The 19,321-nt window shown below is 44.7% G+C and carries 19 protein-coding genes; 11 read left to right on the top strand and 8 right to left on the bottom strand.

The window, feature by feature from the left end; all coding sequences use genetic code 11:
- Nucleotides 1-5: 5 nt before the first annotated feature.
- Nucleotides 6-446, top strand: a complete 441-nt coding sequence (locus U0R10_RS08885) for an NUDIX domain-containing protein (protein ID WP_377983614.1) — start codon at nt 6-8, stop codon at nt 444-446.
- On the opposite strand, the gene U0R10_RS08880 is transcribed toward U0R10_RS08885, so the two are convergent.
- Nucleotides 391-1,809 carry a high affinity choline transporter 1 gene (locus U0R10_RS08880; RefSeq protein ID WP_377983613.1) on the bottom strand — a complete coding sequence of 473 codons (1,419 nt, stop codon included), beginning with the start codon at nt 1,807-1,809 and terminating at the stop codon, nt 391-393. The two genes, U0R10_RS08885 and U0R10_RS08880, sit on opposite strands and share 56 nt — an antisense overlap.
- A gap of 63 nt (nt 1,810-1,872) precedes the next feature.
- Here U0R10_RS08880 and U0R10_RS08875 point away from each other — a divergent pair, with 63 nt between their 5' ends.
- A complete protein-coding gene (locus U0R10_RS08875) occupies nt 1,873-3,114 on the top strand; it encodes a D-alanyl-D-alanine carboxypeptidase (protein ID WP_377983612.1) in 1,242 nt (413 codons plus the stop codon).
- On the opposite strand, the gene U0R10_RS08870 is transcribed toward U0R10_RS08875, so the two are convergent.
- Nucleotides 3,097-4,416, bottom strand: coding sequence for an APC family permease (locus U0R10_RS08870; protein ID WP_377983611.1), 1,320 nt, complete (start codon nt 4,414-4,416; stop codon nt 3,097-3,099). The genes U0R10_RS08875 and U0R10_RS08870 overlap by 18 nt on opposite strands.
- Before the next feature lie 56 nt (nt 4,417-4,472).
- Between U0R10_RS08870 and U0R10_RS08865 the strand changes: the two genes are divergently transcribed.
- Complete coding sequence (locus U0R10_RS08865; RefSeq protein WP_377983610.1) at nt 4,473-5,714, top strand: aspartyl protease family protein; 1,242 nt, start codon at nt 4,473-4,475, stop codon at nt 5,712-5,714.
- Here the strand turns inward: U0R10_RS08865 and U0R10_RS08860 are convergent.
- A complete protein-coding gene (locus U0R10_RS08860; RefSeq protein WP_377983609.1) occupies nt 5,706-6,818 on the bottom strand; it encodes an endonuclease/exonuclease/phosphatase family protein in 1,113 nt (370 codons plus the stop codon). The genes U0R10_RS08865 and U0R10_RS08860 overlap by 9 nt on opposite strands.
- Before the next feature lie 137 nt (nt 6,819-6,955).
- On the opposite strand from U0R10_RS08860, the gene rpmB reads away from it, so the two are divergent.
- Both rpmB and U0R10_RS08850 read left to right on the top strand, forming a co-directional pair.
- Entirely contained in the window at nt 6,956-7,195 is a 240-nt protein-coding gene (gene rpmB / locus U0R10_RS08855) for a 50S ribosomal protein L28 (protein WP_377983608.1), read from the top strand.
- A 64-nt stretch (nt 7,196-7,259) separates the two neighbouring features.
- Entirely contained in the window at nt 7,260-8,330 is a 1,071-nt protein-coding gene (locus U0R10_RS08850) for a ThiF family adenylyltransferase (RefSeq protein WP_377983607.1), read from the top strand.
- On the opposite strand, the gene rimO is transcribed toward U0R10_RS08850, so the two are convergent.
- A complete protein-coding gene (gene rimO, locus U0R10_RS08845) occupies nt 8,327-9,649 on the bottom strand; it encodes a 30S ribosomal protein S12 methylthiotransferase RimO (RefSeq protein WP_377983606.1) in 1,323 nt (440 codons plus the stop codon). The genes U0R10_RS08850 and rimO overlap by 4 nt on opposite strands.
- Before the next feature lie 125 nt (nt 9,650-9,774).
- Between rimO and U0R10_RS08840 the strand changes: the two genes are divergently transcribed.
- On the top strand, nt 9,775-10,482 hold the full coding sequence (locus U0R10_RS08840; protein ID WP_377983605.1) for a 3-keto-disaccharide hydrolase: 708 nt from the start codon (nt 9,775-9,777) through the stop codon (nt 10,480-10,482).
- Between the two features lie 21 nt (nt 10,483-10,503).
- Here U0R10_RS08840 and U0R10_RS08835 read toward each other — a convergent pair whose 3' ends face one another.
- From U0R10_RS08835 to U0R10_RS08825, 3 genes are read right to left on the bottom strand one after another with little or no spacing between them, the layout of a single operon-like run.
- Nucleotides 10,504-11,493: an SMP-30/gluconolactonase/LRE family protein gene (locus U0R10_RS08835; protein ID WP_377983604.1), complete on the bottom strand. Its 990-nt coding sequence runs from the start codon at nt 11,491-11,493 to the stop codon at nt 10,504-10,506.
- A gap of 32 nt (nt 11,494-11,525) precedes the next feature.
- Nucleotides 11,526-13,238, bottom strand: a complete 1,713-nt coding sequence (locus U0R10_RS08830; protein ID WP_377983603.1) for a GMC oxidoreductase — start codon at nt 13,236-13,238, stop codon at nt 11,526-11,528.
- Complete coding sequence (locus U0R10_RS08825; protein WP_377983602.1) at nt 13,235-13,798, bottom strand: gluconate 2-dehydrogenase subunit 3 family protein; 564 nt, start codon at nt 13,796-13,798, stop codon at nt 13,235-13,237. The genes U0R10_RS08830 and U0R10_RS08825 overlap by 4 nt, the downstream gene beginning before the upstream one ends.
- 130 nt (nt 13,799-13,928) lie before the next feature.
- On the opposite strand from U0R10_RS08825, the gene prmC reads away from it, so the two are divergent.
- Complete coding sequence (prmC, locus tag U0R10_RS08820) at nt 13,929-14,777, top strand: peptide chain release factor N(5)-glutamine methyltransferase (protein WP_377983601.1); 849 nt, start codon at nt 13,929-13,931, stop codon at nt 14,775-14,777.
- Here the strand turns inward: prmC and U0R10_RS08815 are convergent.
- Nucleotides 14,752-16,812, bottom strand: a complete 2,061-nt coding sequence (locus U0R10_RS08815; protein ID WP_377983600.1) for a S9 family peptidase — start codon at nt 16,810-16,812, stop codon at nt 14,752-14,754. The genes prmC and U0R10_RS08815 overlap by 26 nt on opposite strands.
- A 137-nt stretch (nt 16,813-16,949) precedes the next feature.
- Here U0R10_RS08815 and U0R10_RS08810 point away from each other — a divergent pair, with 137 nt between their 5' ends.
- From U0R10_RS08810 to lpcA, 4 genes are read left to right on the top strand one after another with little or no spacing between them, the layout of a single operon-like run.
- Nucleotides 16,950-17,543, top strand: coding sequence for a LemA family protein (locus U0R10_RS08810; protein WP_377983599.1), 594 nt, complete (start codon nt 16,950-16,952; stop codon nt 17,541-17,543).
- Nucleotide 17,544: 1 nt separating this feature from the next.
- A complete protein-coding gene (locus tag U0R10_RS08805) occupies nt 17,545-17,970 on the top strand; it encodes a TPM domain-containing protein (RefSeq protein ID WP_377983598.1) in 426 nt (141 codons plus the stop codon).
- Nucleotides 17,948-18,706 carry a TPM domain-containing protein gene (locus U0R10_RS08800; RefSeq protein WP_377983597.1) on the top strand — a complete coding sequence of 253 codons (759 nt, stop codon included), beginning with the start codon at nt 17,948-17,950 and terminating at the stop codon, nt 18,704-18,706. Before U0R10_RS08805 ends, U0R10_RS08800 begins: the two co-directional genes overlap by 23 nt.
- Nucleotides 18,707-18,733: 27 nt before the next feature.
- Nucleotides 18,734-19,318 (top strand): D-sedoheptulose 7-phosphate isomerase, encoded by a 585-nt coding sequence (gene lpcA / locus U0R10_RS08795; RefSeq protein WP_377983861.1) that lies wholly within the window; start codon nt 18,734-18,736, stop codon nt 19,316-19,318.
- The last annotated feature ends 3 nt before the right edge of the window (nt 19,319-19,321 follow it).

Below are 19,321 nucleotides of genomic sequence, written 5' to 3'. Positions count from 1 at the left end.
AGCACATGCGTTGTAGACCTGCCTTAGTAATCCTCGAAAACAATCACGTTTTAGTCATGAAGTACCAGTACGGTACGCAATTCATTTATAATCTGCCCGGTGGAAATACAGATCCTGGGGAATCATTCCCGGAAACCGTTGCCCGCGAATGTTTGGAAGAGCTGGGTATCGATGTGGAAGTGGGCCCATTAATGCTCATGGGTGAAATTCAAGCAACAGACAAACGTCCCACATCACTTCATATTTTGTTTTCTGGTGAGATTCTTGGCGGAATTCCAGTGCTTCAGCCGGATGAAACGACGGCTATGGAGGTGCTTTGGTTGCCTGTTTCCCAACTAAGCGACGTCCACATGTATCCAAACGTAGGGGTGGAATTGCAAGATTTAATCTTTACTCAGTCGCAGGGGAGATATGTGGGGACGATTGATCAGCCTTGGATCGATTAGGCCAAACGTAAGTTCCCACCAACAATCCCAATCCACTGGCCAATAAACCATACCAAATCGACGGAATTTCTGTGGGTGCAATAAAATGGAAGTAGGCCCAGACAAATAAACCACCCAACATACTTAAGTGACTGCCCATCGCACTCGCACGTTTCCACCAAAGTCCCGCATTCAACGGAATAAACAGTGAAACTAAACTAAAGGCCGACGCCTCACCCACCAGCTCGAAAATGTTTTGTCGGCTGATCGCCATCACGATACACGCCCCTGTCACCAAGACGACCGATATTCGAATGACCAATAAAACAGATTTGTCCGATGGGTTTTTCAACATCGGCTTCCAAAGATTCTCACCCAAAACACTCGCGGGTGCTAAAATTGCCCCACTTGTCGTGCTTAATAAGGCAGATAATAAAGCCCCTAAAAATAGAATCTGCATCGCATAAGGTGTGAACTTCATTACCAAATGTGGAATCAAAAGCATATCATCCTGCCACAATTCCGGATATAAACGCACACCCACCAAGGCAATCATCAAGGGTAACAAGGCAATGGAAATGTACATGATGCCCGCGGTGATACTGGCTTTGGCAGCGATTTTTCCGGAGGCGGCCGACATCACCCGTTGGAAAATATCCTGTTGCGGAATGCTCCCAAACCCGATCGTAATCCATGCCGCCAGATAGGTCAACCAAGAAGTTGTCGTATTTTCTTTTGGAGTGAAGCGGAAAAAACCGTTGGGTTGTTCCGCTAAAAACACCTGCCAATCTGGAATCTTGTCCCACATTAAATAAGCTAAAAACAAAAGCCCGGCAATCAAGATTAGATTATGCAGGAAGTCGGTGATTGAAATCGACCACATTCCACCCATCAGCGTATAGGTCATCACTAAAACAGCACCGATTACAATGCCCCATTCCGTGGAAATTGGGAGTAATAAATGCATGGTTAATCCTAGGGCCACCAATTGCGCAGAGATCCAACCAAAATACGAAGGAATCATCACGAGGGCAGATAGCTTTTCGGATAATCCTCCGAACCGAATGCGGAAATAATCACTGAAGGTGAGGACGGGGAGGGGATATAGTTTTTTGGCATAAATCATGCCCACAATCAGTAAACCAAGCGCTGCGCCAAAAGGCTCTTCAATAATGGATAGAACTCCGCCATGGACAAATTCGCGTGGCGCACCTAGCAATGTTTCGGATCCAAACCAGGTTGCAAACGTGACCATCGTGGCTAATGCATACGGCAATGAACGACCTGCAAGCACAAAATCGCTTGCGGTATGGACTTTCCGGCTGGCCCACCAGCCAACGACCAAGTTCAAAAGAAGGTAAAAAACAACAAATCCGATGAGCATCTAAACAGAGCGAAAACGCGAAAATACAGAAATTTTGGTACCTTTAAAGACCAAATTTGACGCATGACTAAATTAACCTACCTCGTAGTTTTGTTGGCCTTCTTAAGTTCATGTACCTCGCTTCGCGTCAAAAAAGCCTTTCATTCAACCTCGCTTCCCAAGCAATTCAGTGGCGTACTCATTGAAGAAGTTGCCACGGGAAATATCGTATTTACGTATCAGGCTGACCAGTTTTTTATGCCTGCTTCCAATATGAAGTTGGCCACCATGCTCCTCGCCAAACGAAATCTTTCCGATTCCATCCCGTCATTCAAATATCATGAAACCGCCGATACCTTGTTTTTCTGGGGTACGGGAGATCCCAGTTTGATGCATCCCCATTTAAAAGGCGATGCCTTACTGAAAAAATTACAGGCAAGTAACAAAGTACTCGTTTACGCAGATGATGCAAGTCAGGTAAAAGCCTTAGGTGACGGCTGGGCTTGGGATGATTATAATGATGATTACTCAGCGGAAATTTCGCTTTTGCCGCTCTACAACAACCAAATTAGTGTACAAAAAAAGGAGGGTGTTTGGCAGATTTCTCCGAAACGATTTAGCCAAGATATACGCATCACCAAGCAAAAAGAGGTGTTGCGTGCGCGTGACTCCAATCACCTAGATTTGCCCGACACCACGGCCTATCCTAAACAAGCCATCCCATTTATGACCTCGGTAGAATTGACGGCTCGTTTATTAGCGGATACCTTGCAGAAATCAATCGTGACTCAAACGCGCGCGATACCTGCTGCCGCAAAAATCCATTATGCTGGACTCGTCGACAGCCTGCTTGTTCCCATGATGTATACGAGCGACAATCAAATTGCGGAACAATTGTTGTATTTGATCGCCGCGAAACGCGGTTGGTCAGGGCCCACTGCCAAAATCATTGAGCAATTGAAAAAGGAAAATTCGGTGGTTGCCGACCTCCGCTGGGTGGATGGTTCGGGCTTGTCGCGCTATAATTTAGTGCGGCCAACAGACATGATTCAGATCCTTCGGGAATTGGAAAATGAGGTGCCGATGGAAAAATTGAAAGTGTTATTGCCGCAATCAGGTCGATCAGGTACGATGCGCAATGTTAAACTCCAACACGGTACGGCTTGGGCCAAGTCGGGTTCATTTGGAAATACGTATGATCTTTCTGGTTTTTACCAGAATGCCAAAGGCAACATGTACCGCTTTAGTATCCTATCAAATTTGGCGAATCGTTCAGTCGCTGCGAGTAAGGCGGATGTGATTACGTTGTTAAACGCGTTGCGTTAAAACGAATCTATAGATTCCATAACTGACGAGCATGAATAGTCCCACGAAGGGTAGACTACTCAAGTTTTGCACCAAAGTACCCACTAGAAAAGCAGTTGAAATAAATACCAATAACCAGGGCAACATCGGATAGGCCCACACGCGGTATGGTCGGTGAAGCTCAGGTTCTGTCTTGCGCAAGCGAATCAACGAAGCAAATCCTGCTAAATAACTGGCCACAAAAAAGAAGGTTGCGATATCTGAAAGTCGGTCACTGATGGCTTTACTACTAAACAAAAATAAACAGGCCGTTCCCACCGTTAAGTGCGTAGCGAAAGTTGGGCTACCCGCCGCATTTACGCGTGATGCTTGCGGAAAAAATAGGCCATCGCGGCTCATGGAGTAAATTACTCGCGGAGCAAACATGACCTGGGTATTTAAAATCCCTAAGATGCTGAGCATTAGAAAAGTGGTAATCCACCGACCAGCTCCCGGTCCAAAATAGTGCCCAATAGCGTCAGAAGCCGCTAATTTGCTTTGGCTTAGATCTGCCAGCGACATAGAATATAAAATCCCCACATTGATTAATACATAGATGCTGGCTACGGAAATCACGCCGATGAACATGGATTTGGGCATGGTGTTTACAGGATCCTTATTTTCTTCGGTAAAATAGGCGGCCGTATGCCAGCCATCGAAGGCATAAAAAATGGACAATAGAGCCGCTAAAATTCCCGACCAGAGGGTACTCTGACTTGGAATAGGTGCATTTTCGGCCCAAACACCCCCTTCACCATACCAGAAACAAATGCCTATGAAAAGTAGGAGGGCAACGGCTTTGATCCCACTTAACCATTCTTGTGACTTCCCGGCCATCACAACACCTAACTGGTGAAAGCCCCACAAAATGACGAGAATTCCGACGGCACTGTAAATCAAATAGGGCTCCAAAGCAGGAATCAAAAGGGCTAAATATTCACTGAATGTATACGAGCCGAATCCCAACGCACTGACCGTTCCCAGCCATGAACTTAGTCCCACGATAAACCCAATGTATCGACCAAATGCCCGTTCAGCATAGCCGTACCAAGCACCTGCTTTGGGAATAGATAAGCTTAATTCCAACACGCAGCTCACACCCAAAAGTGCATAGATGGCCACAGCTACCCATAAAAAGATAATGAGCCATGGATTATGTAATTGTTCTGCGATGGGTCCTGGCTTGCGTAAAATGCCTGTTCCTATGGTACCCCCGATTGTCACGGCTACGCTGAAGCTCGTTCCGAGAACTTTCCAAAGCTGATTTGAGGATTTTTTCTTCATAAGGATGAAACAAAAATAAACTAATTTTCCGTTATTCAGGGACCAATTTGCCCAAGATGAGAACATTCCTATGTTGGTGTTTTTTATGTGTGACGCTGGGGGCATTTAGCCAAGCCCCCACTTCAGCAGGCGAATCGTTTATTGGCTTTCATTGGAATTCAGGAAGGAAGTCGGTGGAAATTCCATTCGAATTGCATGCCAATCTGGTGGTAATTCCGTTGCGCATTAACCATTCAGACACCCTTCGTTTTCTCGTTGACTCGGGCTTGGGAGCCACGTTATTAACAGATACCACTGTCGTGACCAAACTGGGCCTAACATCCATTCGCACCGTCGAATTAAATGGCTTAGGCATTCACAAATCCCTCAAAGCCCATGTGGTCATCGATACCAAACTTCAAGTGGGACCGGCGTATGCGCTGCATCAAAATTTGATTTATGTCAACGATGATTTATTGAATTTGTCAAGTTCAATCGGGACCAAGATTCATGGGATTATTGGCTATGAGTTATTTGCTAATGTCGTCGTGACCATCGATTACGCGCATTCGCGCTTGATATTAACGCAACCTAGTCGGTATCGATACAAGCGGCGAAAAGGTTTGCGTTTGCCCATTGATCTCACCGACAATAAGCCTTATTTACATCAGGCGGGATTGACGGGATTAAAAGGGAAATTACCCAATCGGCTGTTGATGGATACCGGTGCTGGCCATGTGTTATTGGTCGAGGCAAGCGCATCCGATAGCACACAATTTCAGCTATCGAAGCAACGGTTTAATTTAGGAAAGGGATTAAATGGACCAATCATCGGTCGCTTGGGACGCGTGCCTGCACTGGAGATAGGGCCGTGGTCATGGTCGCAGGTTCCAGCTACATTTCCAGATTCGACAGCTCGTAAATCGGCAGATCCCTGGCAGGCTAGTTTGGGGGGTGAATTTTTTCGTCGCTTTACATTGACCTTTCATTACTTGGATCAGTATGTGGTCATCAAGCCGATAGGTAGGCTATGGAAAAAGGATTTTGAATATGGGATGTCGGGACTTGGTTTGCGGGCCATAGGTCCTGATTTCCGAAAGTTTGTGGTGGAAACCATTCATCCAGACTCCCCCGCGGATGTTGCTGGTATGCTACCTGGAGATGAAATTTGGATGATCAATAACAAGCGTGTTGATCAATTTCGATTAGGTGATATTTACCGCATGCTGAAAAAAAAGGAGGGTAGTGCGATTGAGCTGATGATTCGCCGAGAGCGCGAATTCAGACTGATACGATTCCGATTGCGTAAATTATTTTAGCGTGTAATCAGCTATTACTGGGAAATGGTCCGTATACCGGATGTTTCGCAATGTTCTAAATTGGGTGACTTGCCATTCTGCTGAGCAGAATTGGTTGTCTATCCGAACGAAAAATGGGCTGCGATTTAAGGTAAATCCAAAGCCTCGTCCTGATTCTTCAAACGAATTTTTCAAGCGCTCCCGCAAGGTGCCATAGGCCCACCCGTAAGGTGTTTCATTTAAATCGCCCACTAAAATCACGGGGTAGAGGCTCTGCTGAATCAGGCGATTGATCTGCATCATCTCATCCTTGTGTTGGATAAATCCCTTGCGTAACGAGGCTACGATTCCGCGTCCCTCACGTTTGGCATCTTCATAATCCTGATCGCGAATCTTGCCAGTCACTTTACCGACGCGAATGCCCATCGACCATAATTGAAGATTAATGACCCGAAATGTATCTCCTTTGGCGACGATGTCGGCCAATAAATAACCATTGGCTGAATTTCCAAATTGCTTTCCTTCCTGATGAATGATTGGGAATTTTGAAAAGATGGATAATCCCATTTTTTCATTGGCATCAAACAACTCTTCCTTCAGCGGAATAAATGCATAATGCGGATAATTCTCCTTCATCATATTGATGGACCGATACGCCTTCCGATCCGCATGGGAATAAAATTCTTGAAAGCATTTGATGTCGGCACTGTAGTCCAACATAAACTTTTTCAAGTTTTTTACTTTCTCTTTATTCGCTTCAAAACTATTGGAATACATGCCGTAGACATTATAGCTCATGACGCGAATGGCAGATTTGGGCGATTTAACCGAGGTATTCCAAGCGAAACTACGTTGAATAAAACTGTAACCCAGTGCTAATACGAGTAGGGGAAGTAAGGCGCGTTTGGCCCGACGGAAAATCCAGTAAACCAACGAGATAAAACAAAGTAATTGTGCGTAAGGCAAGGTCATCATGATAAATCCGGCGAGCCAGTGATCGATGACGAGGGAGTAACTTAATAAGTAGGTGAGGAGTGTGTAAAGACACAATGGCAAAGTCCCCAGCCAGATGACGGAGGAGATGATTTTCTTGACAACAGGTTCTTCTTGCTTGCGCTTTGCCATGCCCAAAGATACACATTGAAATGCATTTTATAAATTTTGTATTGACCTTTGGGATTTTTCAATTTATTTCCTACTTTTGCAATCCCTTTTAGGGGGAATAGTTTTTAGAACGCATTCAATTTTTAAAATAACATATTATGGCAAAGGTTTGTCAATTAACTGGAAAGAGAACTCGTGTAGGTAACAACGTATCACACGCGAACAATAAGACAAAACGTAAGTTTTTTCCAAACTTGCAGACAAAGAAGTTTTTCTTAGAGTCTGAAGGTGTTTGGGTACGTATGAAAGTTTCTGCGAAAGCAATTCGTACGATCAACAAAAACGGTTTCGAGAAAACGTTAATCGCTTCTGCTCGTAAGGGTACTTTGTCGATCTAAATAATATCAAGATTTTTATCGAAATTAGCCTCCTTGAAACCAAGGAGGCTTTTTTTATTTGCTCATGTCACCAGAAGAAATCAATCGTTACCAAAAACAATTAGCCATTCCCGAATGGGATGCAGAAAAGCAAATGCGTCTTAAAAATGCGCACGTGCTGATTGTGGGCGCTGGAGGATTGGGTGTCGCCGTGATTCCTTATTTAGCTGCGGCAGGAGTGGGTAAGCTGACCATCATCGATCATGATCTGGTGGAGTTGAGTAATTTAGGCCGACAAATCATCTACCGAACCGATCAGGTGGGGCAATCGAAGGCGTTGTTGGCCAAAGCTTTTGCCGAATCACTCAATCCACATGTTTCCGTGGAGGCCATTCAAGCTAAATTTTCTTTGGCTAATCATCGTCTGGTGCAGGATGTTGATTTAGTGATTGACTGCACGGATAATTTCGATACCCGCTATTTGATTAATGATAGTTGCGTGAAGTTCGGCAAGGCATTTGTATATGCCGCTATTCATACCTGGGAGGGGCAATTAGCTGTTTGTAATGCGTTTGGGACTGGGCCAACCTACCGCTGTTTGTTTCCCGATGAGCCAAGTGCGGGCGAAATACCGAGCTGTAACGAAGCGGGTGTGCTTGGATTTTTACCAGGGATGCTCGGCTTAATGCAAGCCAAAGAAGCGATCTTCTATTTAACTGGCATGGATTCTCCTGCCCAAAATAATTTACTTCGCTGGGATTCACGCAGTATGCGGATGCACACATTTCGCATGGAGCGTTCGGCGGATGCGGAGGATCGAATATTCCCTGTTAAATCCGTGGAGGCTATCGAAGTTTCGGCTTTGGAAGCTGCTGGCCGACTGCAATCTGGGGAGATTCAGTTTGTGCTGGATGTACGTGAGCCGTTTGAATGGGATTTAGCCAGTCTACCTGGTTCGATTCAAATGCCAATGAATTCCTTACAAATTGATCTAATTCCTAAAGAAGCTAAAGGTGTAGTGCTTTGTCATCACGGCATGCGTTCCATGTATGTGTTGAAGCACTTACAGGCGCATGGATTTACGAATTTGGTGAATTTAGCTGGAGGTATCGATGCTTGGTCACGGGAAGTGGACACATCTATACCGCGCTATTAAGAAACGATATCGCCGTATAAGTCGAATTCCTCTGCCTTATTGATTTTCACCTGAACGAAATCTCCTTGACGAGCATATTGTTCCGCAGGAATTAAGACCTCATTATCTACTTCTGGGGAGTCATGTTCGGTACGGCCTACAAAGAATCCGCTTTCCTTACGGTCAACCATCACTTTGTACGTTTTTCCAATTTTCGCTTGATTCAATTCTTCCGAAATGCCTTGTTGGAGCGCCATAATCTCATCCGAACGCTCTTGTTTCACTTCCTCAGGTACGTTATCTTCTACCGAATACGCGTGGGTATTTTCCTCGTGCGAATAATTAAAGATCCCCAATCGGTCAAAACGCATGCGTTCAACAAACGAATACGTTTCCTCGAAATCGGCTTCCGTTTCACCTGGGTAGCCTGAAATTAAGGTAGTACGCAACGCAATACTCGGTACTTTTTCACGGATGTCCGTGATCAATTGTTCTGTTTTTTCGCGGGTGATTCCACGGCGCATGTGTTTCAACATGGCGTCTGAACCACTTTGAAGTGGCATGTCTAGGTAATTGCAAATATTTTCACGCTCAGCCATGGTTTGCAAAATTTCCATTGGGAAACCTGCTGGATACGCATATTGTAATCGAATCCACTCCACGCCTTGCACATCGGAAAGACGTTCTAATAACTCTTTTAATTGTCGGCCTGATTTCCCTTCTCCCTTCAAATCCAACCCGTAAAAGGTTAAATCTTGGGCAATTAAGATCAGTTCTTTGGTTCCTTTTTTGGCCAATGAAGTCGCTTCTTTCACCAACTCATCCATGGGGCGCGAAACGTGTCCGCCGCGCATTAATGGAATGGCGCAGAAACTGCATGGGCGGTCGCAACCTTCGGCAATCTTCAAATAGGCGTAATGTGCTGGGGTGGTTAATAGGCGTTCGCCCACGAGCTCGTGTTTGTAATCCGCTTTTAACGCTTTCAATAAACGGGGCAATTCGTTTGTCCCAAAGAAGGAATCTACTAGTGGGATTTCTTTTTCTAAATCATCTTTGTACCGGTGTGATAGGCAACCAGTTACATATAGTTTGTCAATCTTGCCAGCTTCTTTGGCATCTGCATAGCGCAAAATAGTATCGATTGATTCTTGTTTAGCATTGTCGATGAATCCACAGGTATTGACCACGACGATGTTAGCGGTATCTTTTTTTGCTTCGTGGGTTACCTCTAATCCATTGCCTTTCAACTGGGTAAATAACACTTCGGAATCGACTAAATTTTTCGAGCAACCGAGTGTAACGATGTTGATGGATGGCTTTGGACTGACTTTGGTTTTCATACGTATGTTGAATAAGCGTGCAATTTACGAATAAATTTGGAGGGTTTCAGCGGAAATATTGCGCGGAGGGATACAAGTGTAGATTTCTTTTTTTAGTATTGTAGTTCAAAAACTTATTTATACTCATGAAAAAATTGATATTATTTTGTGCTTGTATGGCATCGGGTTTGATGGCATTTGGGCAAGGTCTAAACACACTTTCCAAGCAAGAGAAGAAGGCAGGTTTCAAATTATTGTTTGATGGTAAAACATTTGCTGGTTGGCATACTTACGGTAAACCAGGTAAAGTGGGCGCTTCTTGGACGATTATGGATGGCGTTATCGGATTTGATTTAGCGCGCAAAGATGGCGGTGATTTAATCACGGATGCGGAATTTGTGAATTACGATTTTTCGGTTGATTGGAAAATCTCACCAAACGGAAACAGTGGAATCATCTTCAACGTTACGGAAGATCCTGTAAAATACCACAGTACATACAATACAGGCCCTGAAATGCAGGTTTTAGACGATGCAGGTCATCCAGATGGTAAAATCAACAAGCATAATTCAGGTGATTTATATGATTTGATTAAATCATCAGTTAATGTGACTAAGCCAGTGGGCGAGTGGAATACGGCACGTATTGTCAACAATCGTGGCTTATTGCAATTGTATTTAAATGGATCGAAAGTGGTGGAGACACGTACGGATGATGCGAATTGGAAGGCGATGGTTGCCGGCTCTAAATTCAAAACGATGCCAGGTTTTGGGGTGAATATGCAAGGGCGCATTGCTTTGCAAGATCACGGAAATCCAGTTTGGTACCGAAATATTAAGATTAAGGAATTATAAGAAATAGGGGGCGAAAGCCCCCTATTTTATTTTTACGCGAAGTAAGTTCATGTCGGAGGTGATGAAGAGGTATTTTCCATCTGCTCCCCCGAAAGCCACATTTGAATTTGGGTTACCGGTGGCGATGCGCCCCAGTAATTTGCCCGATGCGTTGATAATCAAAACCCCACCTGGTCCGGTGGTCCACACATTGCCTTTGGCATCTACTTTCATGCCATCGTAGCCACCTCGAATTCCTTGCTTGGCTAATTCCGCCGCGTCGAAAAACAGTTTGCCTTCACCTAGATTTCCTGCTTTATCCACGGGGTATGCCGTGATGAGTGTTGGTCGTTCGGAGGTTCCCACATACAAAATACTTTCATCAGGATTGAATGCGAGACCGTTCGGTCGGCCTAAGTCCTTAATCTGTAAACTGATTTCTCCTTTGGTATTGATTCGATATACGCCTTGAAAATCGAGTTCTTTGCCGGGTTCTGGTTTGCCACGCCCAGGTAAACCATAGGGTGGATCAGTGAAATAATAGTCACCAGATTTCTTTTGAACGAGATCATTTGGGCTATTTAGTTGCTTGCCCTCATAGAGGTGCGCTAATGTTTTTTTCTGCTCTGGATGATTCAGGGGCATTTCGGCAATGCGGCGATCGCCATGTTCACAGGAAACCAAATTCCCTTTTTTATTGATGATTAGGCCATTGGCGCCAGGTTCTTGTGAGTAAACGCCTGTGCCTGTATATCCGGAAGGTTTCAAGAAAACCTCAAGTCCTTTCGCTTCTGACCATTTGTGAATGGTATTTTCAGGGACATCTGTGAAGAGCAAATACCCTTCTTTTTTCACCCAAACGGGCCCTTCCGACCACGTAAATCCATTAGCCACAATTTCAATTTTGGCTGTTGTATCGATCAAGGCGTCGAGTGTCGCATCGTAGCGGTGAATCTTCCCTATCGTTGGGTATTGCGCCATAGCAGTAAGTCCGAGGGTTAGCAGGCTGAGGGTTGTGAATATTTTTTTCATAAGGCAAAAAAAATGGGCCGAAGCCCATTTCATTAAAGGTTACGTTTTTTGATTTCTTTGACTGCGAAATCTGCCGCTCGTGCTGTCAGTGCCATATAGGTTAGTGACGGATTCACGCATGAGGTTGAAGTCATGCAAGCGCCATCTGTCACAAATACGTTCTTCACGCCGTGCATTTGGTTATTGCCATTTAACACGGATGTTTTTGGATCGCGACCCATGCGGGCTGTTCCCATTTCGTGAATGGCCATACCTGGATAAGATCCATTGTCGAATGCGCGAACGTTTTTCAAGCCTGCGCTTTCCAACATTTCTTTGGCATCTTCCATCATATCTTTCCGCATCTTTTTCTCATTCTCTTTGAATTCAGCATCGAAGACAACCACTGGGATTCCCCACTTGTCTTTGGTCGTCGGATCCAAATACATTTTGTTTTCGTGATACGGTAGCGTTTCGCCGAATCCACCTAAGTTCATCATCCATGGACCTGGTTTTGTCATCGCATCTTTGTAATCTGAACCGAAGCTCATGTCGTTCACGCCGCGATTCCAGCTGGCACGTGAGCCACCACCTTGGTAACCAAATCCACGTAAATAATCACGCTTATCGTTTCCGATGTTCCGGTAACGTGGAATGTAGATACCATTTGCGCGACGGCCAATGTAGTATTTATCTTCATCGCCTTCCCAAGTTCCTGAAGCGCCTACTTTGAAGTGGTGATCCATTAGGTTGTGACCTAATTCACCGGAGTCATTGCCTAATCCATTTTGGAAACGAGATGATTTTGAATTTAATAACAACGCAGTTGTTGCTACCGTAGAACCGCAAACAAAGATGATTTTTGCGTAGTATTCACGTACATCTTTAGTAACGGTGTCGATCACACGTACACCGGTTGCTTTTTGCTTAGCGTTATCGAACAAAATTTCAGAAACCACTGAATCTGGACGCAGTGTCAATAAACCTGTTTTTGCTGCTGGTGGCAACGTGCATGATTGCGTACTGAAATAAGCGCCATAAGGGCAACCTAGTCTACATTTATTACGGTATTGACACGCAGAACGGCCAATTTTCAATTGTGCTTCTTTGGCTTCAGATAAGTTGGCCACCCGACCAATCGTCATGTTACGACCCGGGAAATTCTTTTCGATGCGCTGACGCACTTCTTTTTCCACACAGTACATGTCCATTGGTTTCAAGAATTCCGAATCCGGCAATTGCGGTAATCCCAATGCCTCTCCCGAAATACCTACGTGTTTCTCTACGTATGAATACCAAGGTGCGATGTCTTTGTAGCGAATCGGCCAGTCAACGGCGATGCCGTCTTTTAGATTTGCTTCAAAATCAATATCAGATAAACGATATGTTTGGCGGCCCCACATGATGGATTTTCCACCTACGATATCGGGACGGAACCAGTCAAAACGCTTTACTTCTTTGTACATGGAGTCAGCGTCGTTCATCCAATATTTCTCTGTCATCTCGTTGTACGGATAATCACGGGAAAGTTTTGGGTGCGAAGCCTTCTGCTCGTTGGTCAGTAAGCCATTATATTTAAAATCCCAAGGATCTTTATAGCTAGGTTCGTAGGCGGTCACGTGGTCGAATTTCTTGCCTTTTTCAAGAACAAGTACCCGCATGCCTTTTTCAGTTAATTCTTTGGCGGCATAACCACCGGAAACTCCAGATCCCACCACGATGGCGTCATAGGTCATGGATTTGATTGCGTCAATATTCAGATTCATAGTGCCCAGGTTTTTTGAGTTGGAGATAATGGCATGCAGCCGTCAAATTTACCTGGTATCGACAGGTAGTCTAATGCTTTGGTTGCCCCGATTTCAGACGTAAAATAGCCTGTGGTAGTCAATTCCTTCATCATGAAGAAGAAGGTCGGTTGGCCTTTTGAGCTTTTGCGTGCTGCATCGGATTCTAACATGCAAGTGGTTAATGCGTCTTTGCGTTGCGTTAAGGATGCATCCACGAAGCCTTTACCGAATCGCGTTTGGCAGTCGGCGTCCAATTTCGCCAACCCAGCCGCGAATGTTTTTTGGCTTGCTTCTGGATAACAATCTTGAACTACACGTAGGACAAATTTTTCTACGCCTGCCGCTTTGGCACCTGGTGTATCGGTTGTTGGAATGATTACATCGGCGATTTCAGCTACTAATGATTCTTGTGAAGCTGAGAATTGCACGAAGGTGGGATGTGATTTTTGTCCCTGAATGCCGGCCATGGCGGGGGCGGAAATCATGCCGCCCATGAGGATGGCTACCCGCTGGATGGCTTCTCTTCTGTTTACGTTCATAGTTAATTGGATTTTACGTTTCAAATATAGGATAATTTTTTTCTTTGCCAAACAACTATGAGTTCCGTAGCTTTGCCAAACCTTTCAGGATTGGCAAAGCTCAGTTCAATAGAGAAACGAAATTTATTGTATGTTCATTGTATCAGTAAACGCATTATCTCAACAAATTCAGCAGGCCATTGCCGCAAATTATCCAGCCACGGAAGCTAAGGCCATTGCACATGCATATTTGAACATGAAATGCGGGGTAAATACCTTGGATATTTTGATGGAAAAAGCGGTGGAGGAGCCGGTCAATTTTAAAGCTGATTTGGCCCAACTTGCCGCCGGGGTACCCCTACAATACGTGACAGGGAAAGCCTATTTTTACGACCGATTATTTTCCTTGAATTCCGATACACTGATTCCGCGACCGGAAACGGAAGAGCTAGTTAGTCAGGTATTGAAATTGATAAGCTCTGAAACTACACATGTTTTAGATATAGGTACCGGTTCCGGCTGTATTGCGATTTCACTGGCGTTGGAAGCACCCCAATCCCAGGTCAGTGCATGGGATGTGGCTCCAGAAGCGATCGCGAAAGCACAAGAAAACGCCAGTCATTTAGGCGCACATGTTACTTTCCAGCAACAAGATGTTTTTGCCTGGCAAGACGATGCAAAAATGTGGGACATCATCGTTTCAAATCCGCCTTATGTGTTGGACGCCGAAAAGGCGGAAATGGAAGCTCACGTTCTAGACTACGAGCCGCATTTGGCCTTGTTTGTTCCGGATGAAGATCCCCTGAAATTTTACCGGGTGATTGGTGAAATGTCTCAGGAGCGATTGAATCCCGGAGGATACCTTTGCTTTGAAATTAATCGAGCTTTTGGTGCACAAAACGTTGCCATGGCGGAAGCACAAGGATTTGAAAACGTCCAACTTTTAAAAGATTTTCATGGCAACGATCGCATGCTTATTGCGCAGCGATCGTCTCATTAATGCCAATCAAAAACGCGAAATCTTTGGCAATATCCTTAAAGCGTTTGTAACGTCCCGAGGCGCCACCGTGACCGGCCGACATATCACAGTCGAGCAATAAGATCTTGTCATCGGTTTTTAACTTACGTAGTTTAGCGACCCATTTGGCAGGTTCCCAATACTGAACTTGCGAATCATGTAAACCTGTAGTCACAAATACATGTGGGTAATTTTGCGCCGTCACATTGTCATAGGGCGAATACGATTTCATGTAGTGGTAATGTTCCTCGTTTTTCGGATTTCCCCATTCTTCCCATTCACCTGTCGTCAACGGAATCGTTTCATCCAACATCGTGGTCACGACATCCACAAACGGTACCGCTGCAATTACGCCCGCGAACAATTCAGGGGCCATGTTGATAATTCCACCCATCAGCATCCCACCGGCAGATCCGCCTTGGGCAAATAAGCGGTGCGCGTCCACTTGACCGATGCTAACCAAATGCTTTCCACAATCGATGAAGTCAGTGAACGTATTCATTTTACGCATCATTTTTCCATCCTCATACCAGTGGCGCCCCATTTCCTGCCCGCCGCGAATATGCGCAATCGCGAACGCAAATCCACGATCCAACAAGGACAAACGACTGGAAGAAAAATAAGGATCCATGCTGTAACCGTATGAGCCGTAAGCATACAGTAGGAGCGGACCTTTTTGGTATCCTTTTTTATAGACCAACGAAATGGGCACTTTTACCCCGTCACGCGCGGTGGCCCAGAGGCGCTCCGACTGGTATTCGTTTTTGTCAAATCCCCCAAGCACCCGGTCTTCCTTCAATAAGGTTGACTTTTTCGTGGCTCCGTCATATTCCAAAACTGAATTTGGACAGGTTAATGAGGTGTAATTGTAGCGAAGGGTATGACTTGAATAGTGTGCATTTATGCCAATGTTGACTTGAAAAACGTCCTCTTCCATTCGAATGAATTCATTGGAATCCCCTTGAATCAATTGAATTTGCGAGAGGCCATTTGTTTTTACTTCTAAGGCAATCCACGCGGTCGTCGCATCAAAATCCTCTAGGAAAACATCGGGGCGATGGGCAACCACGGTTTGCCAATGCGACTTGTGGGTGGGACCATCTACTGGGCAAGCCATTAATTGAAAATTGGTCGCCTCTTGAAAATTCGTTCGAATCAAAAAACGATCCGCCTGGTGTTCAATAAAATATTCTAATCCACGTTCGCCTGGTTGAAATACCTCGAATGACCCCGTTGGATTGTCTGTCTTTAAAATCCGGTATTCAGAATAAACGCCTTGTTGGCTCGACACCGAAAATATATATTCCTTCGACTTGCTCCGGCTCAGCCCCATGTAGCATTCCTCGTTCTTTTCCTCATAAACGAGCACGTCGAGCGAAGAATCTGTACCTATTTCATGGCGGAGTACCTTGGAGGCCAATAAAGTTTGTGGGTCACGCAGTAGGTAAAAAAAGTAGTTTGAATCTGCCGACCACGCATAGGAACCTCCTTCGGTATTTTCAATCTTGTCGGCGAGTAATTCCCCCGTCAACATGTTTTTAAAGTAAACCGTATAATTGCGCCGACTCACCGTATCGGTGGCATAAGCCAGCATTTGTTCATTATCGGATAATGCCAAACCGCCTACGGCGAAATAGGCTTCGTCTTTGCCTAATTGGTTCCCGTGCAAAAGTATTTCTTCCGGCGCATCGAGGCTACCTTTTTTCCGGCAATACAATGGGTATTCGCCACCGGTTTCATAGCGGTGATAGAACCAATCTTTGCCATTGAAATAGGGAACTGATTGTTCATCGGCAACCATCCGTCCCTTCATTTCCTCAAATAACTCGTTTTGTAGCGCTTCGGTAGGCTTGAGTACGCTCTCGGTATACGCGTTTTCTTGCGTGAGGTAGTCGATGACTGCTGGATTTTCAGGATTATTTAGCCAAAAATAGGGGTCTTGTCGGCAGTCACCATGTATCGTTAATGCGTGCGGAATTTCCGTTGCTTGCGGAGGATTGGGAATATTTTTTAACATGGGCACAAGATAAAAATAAAATAATGGAGGGAAAAGGAACGTTTATCCTTGAAAAAGCATTTTGATGGAAAAATTCGCAAGGGAAATGTATTTATGCATACCTTTGCGAGGACAAAAAAACCTTAAATTTTAAAACAATGAATAAGAAAATTTGGATTGGTTTAGGCGTAGTTGCTTTGGTGATTTTTTGGGGAATTGGATCGAGAAATAGCATGGCCACAAGTGATCAGGAAGTAAAGGCTTCTTGGGCTAACGTACAGAGTGCTTATCAAAGACGTTCGGATTTAATCCCGAATTTGGTAAAAACGGTACAAGGAGTAGCTAATTTTGAAAAGTCGACATTAACAGCAGTGATTCAGGCGCGTGCATCTGCGACGCAAATGAAATTAGATGCGAAGGACTTGAGTCCGGAGAATATGCAAAAATATCAAGCAGCTCAATCTTCTTTAGGAGGTGCTTTATCTCGTTTAATGGTTGTAGCGGAGAATTATCCACAATTGCGTGCGACTGAGAATTTCTCTGAATTGCAAGCGCAGTTAGAGGGTACTGAAAACCGCATCAAAGAAGAGCGTGATCGTTTTAATGGGGCTGTAAAAAACTACAACTCGTTAATCGTAACCTTCCCGAATAGCCTGATTGCTTCCTTCTCAGGATTTGCTGAGAAAGGCTTCTTCCAAGCAGAAGCAGGTGCTGAAAAAGCGCCGGAAGTAAATTTTGACGAGAAGAAATAAGATGCAATTAAGCGCAGCGCACGAAGCAGAAATTATTCAAGCGATTCAGGAGGCCGAAAAAAAGACTTCTGGAGAGATTCGTGTGCATGTGGAAAGTCATTGTGAAGGGCACCCGATCGAACGATCGAAGGTGCTCTTTTTTCAATTAGGCATGCACCAGACGGATTTGCAAAATGGAGTTTTGGTGTATTTGGCTGTCAAAGATCGGAAGTTCTCGATCATAGGCGATAAGGGAATTGATGCGAATGTACCTCTTGAATTTTGGGAAACCATTCGGGATGAGATGCGCCCTTTATTAGCCAAAAATGAATATGGTTCAGGTCTTGCTTTAGGCGTTCGCCGCATTGGAGAGGCTTTAGCTGTTTATTTTCCGTATCAACGGGAAGATGTAAATGAATTGTCGGATGAGCTTTCGTATGGGGAATAGCGTTAGATTAATTATTGGATTTTTATTGGTCTCGCTTAGCCTTTTCGGACAGGAAATTCCTTCGAAACCCTCGGGTTATGTGTTGGATCAAGCGGGTTTGCTGCAAGCGAATGAGGTCCAACAATTAGAGCAAAAGCTACGTGGGTATGCAGATTCAACATCCACTCAATTTGCAGTTGTACTTGTGCCTACCACAGGTGGTTCTGATCCATACGATTATGCGATGGCCATCGGTAAATCGTGGGGAGTAGGTCAAAAAGACAAGAATAATGGTGTCGTGATTTTGGTGTCCATGGACAATCGAAAGATTCGGATTGTGACGGGACGCGGCATCGAGGATGTCTTACCAGACGCTACTTGTAAGCGGATTATCAACCGAATTCTTAAGCCTAAATTTAAGCGCGGTGATTATTATGGTGGTTTAGATATGGCCACAACTGAAATGATGCAACGCGCTTCGGGTCAATTTCAATCGGATGGTTCGGATGATCCTGAGGGTATACCGGTCGTATTTATTATCGTATTAGTATTCATTATTATTTCGATCATCAAAGCTTACAAAAATCGCGGTGGCGGATCAGGTCCTGGATCGCGCGGGGGCGGAATGTTCTTCCCACCCGTGTTTTTTGGCGGTGGTGGATTTGATCGGGGTGGCTCATCAGGTGGAGGCGGATTTGATTTTGGTGGATTTGGAGGCGGAGATTTCGGTGGTGGTGGAGCCGGTGGGGATTTTTAAATAATGCGTATCTTTACGCAAAATTAGATTCATTTGAAAGATATTATCCAGGCAAACCTTCAGGAAGCCCAACACGTCTTAGATCAATTTTTTAGCAATCCAGCTAAAATTCAATCCATCGAAAAAGCAGCACAATGTTTAGTTGGCGCACTCCAACAAGGCAAAAAAATCATTGCCTGTGGAAATGGGGGAAGCCATTGCGATGCGATGCATTTCGCGGAGGAGTTGTCGGGCCGTTACCGGGAAAACCGACCAGCTTTAGCTGCTTTGGCCATTTCGGATCCATCGCATATCTCTTGCGTGAGTAATGATTTTGGATATAATTATGTGTTCTCTCGGTTTATTGAAGGATTGGGAAATGCGGGTGATGTGCTGTTTGGACTGTCAACAAGTGGTAATTCTGCAAACATCATTGAAGCCGTAAAAGCCGCGCAAGCCAAAGGTATGGCGGTTGTTTTATTAACTGGAAAAGATGGGGGTCAGTTGGCCGCTTTCGAAAATGTCTTCGAAATTCGTGTGGACCATTTTGGTTACGCTGATCGTATTCAAGAGATTCATATTAAAGTGATTCATATTCTGATTCAATTGATTGAAAAGGAAATGGGTTTTTAGAGG

Origin of the sequence: Aquirufa avitistagni (genome assembly GCF_042715545.1) — a bacterium.
Lineage (GTDB): Bacteria > Bacteroidota > Bacteroidia > Cytophagales > Spirosomataceae > Aquirufa > Aquirufa avitistagni.
The sequence above is the reverse complement of the archived record's forward strand: the minus strand, read 5'-3'. Positions and strand labels throughout refer to the sequence as shown.

Excerpts from the sequence above, each read along its gene's own strand:
- U0R10_RS08885 (WP_377983614.1), top strand. The coding sequence starts at position 6 with ATGCGTTGTAGACCTGCCTTAGTAATCCTCGAAAACAATCACGTTTTA.
- U0R10_RS08880 (WP_377983613.1), bottom strand. The coding sequence starts at position 1,809 with ATGCTCATCGGATTTGTTGTTTTTTACCTTCTTTTGAACTTGGTCGTT.
- U0R10_RS08875 (WP_377983612.1), top strand. The coding sequence starts at position 1,873 with ATGACTAAATTAACCTACCTCGTAGTTTTGTTGGCCTTCTTAAGTTCA.
- U0R10_RS08870 (WP_377983611.1), bottom strand. The coding sequence starts at position 4,416 with ATGAAGAAAAAATCCTCAAATCAGCTTTGGAAAGTTCTCGGAACGAGC.
- U0R10_RS08865 (WP_377983610.1), top strand. The coding sequence starts at position 4,473 with ATGAGAACATTCCTATGTTGGTGTTTTTTATGTGTGACGCTGGGGGCA.
- U0R10_RS08860 (WP_377983609.1), bottom strand. The coding sequence starts at position 6,818 with ATGGCAAAGCGCAAGCAAGAAGAACCTGTTGTCAAGAAAATCATCTCC.
- rpmB (WP_377983608.1), top strand. The coding sequence starts at position 6,956 with ATGGCAAAGGTTTGTCAATTAACTGGAAAGAGAACTCGTGTAGGTAAC.
- U0R10_RS08850 (WP_377983607.1), top strand. The coding sequence starts at position 7,260 with ATGTCACCAGAAGAAATCAATCGTTACCAAAAACAATTAGCCATTCCC.
- rimO (WP_377983606.1), bottom strand. The coding sequence starts at position 9,649 with ATGAAAACCAAAGTCAGTCCAAAGCCATCCATCAACATCGTTACACTC.
- U0R10_RS08840 (WP_377983605.1), top strand. The coding sequence starts at position 9,775 with ATGAAAAAATTGATATTATTTTGTGCTTGTATGGCATCGGGTTTGATG.
- U0R10_RS08835 (WP_377983604.1), bottom strand. The coding sequence starts at position 11,493 with ATGAAAAAAATATTCACAACCCTCAGCCTGCTAACCCTCGGACTTACT.
- U0R10_RS08830 (WP_377983603.1), bottom strand. The coding sequence starts at position 13,238 with ATGAATCTGAATATTGACGCAATCAAATCCATGACCTATGACGCCATC.
- U0R10_RS08825 (WP_377983602.1), bottom strand. The coding sequence starts at position 13,798 with ATGAACGTAAACAGAAGAGAAGCCATCCAGCGGGTAGCCATCCTCATG.
- prmC (WP_377983601.1), top strand. The coding sequence starts at position 13,929 with ATGTTCATTGTATCAGTAAACGCATTATCTCAACAAATTCAGCAGGCC.
- U0R10_RS08815 (WP_377983600.1), bottom strand. The coding sequence starts at position 16,812 with ATGTTAAAAAATATTCCCAATCCTCCGCAAGCAACGGAAATTCCGCAC.
- U0R10_RS08810 (WP_377983599.1), top strand. The coding sequence starts at position 16,950 with ATGAATAAGAAAATTTGGATTGGTTTAGGCGTAGTTGCTTTGGTGATT.
- U0R10_RS08805 (WP_377983598.1), top strand. The coding sequence starts at position 17,545 with ATGCAATTAAGCGCAGCGCACGAAGCAGAAATTATTCAAGCGATTCAG.
- U0R10_RS08800 (WP_377983597.1), top strand. The coding sequence starts at position 17,948 with ATGAGCTTTCGTATGGGGAATAGCGTTAGATTAATTATTGGATTTTTA.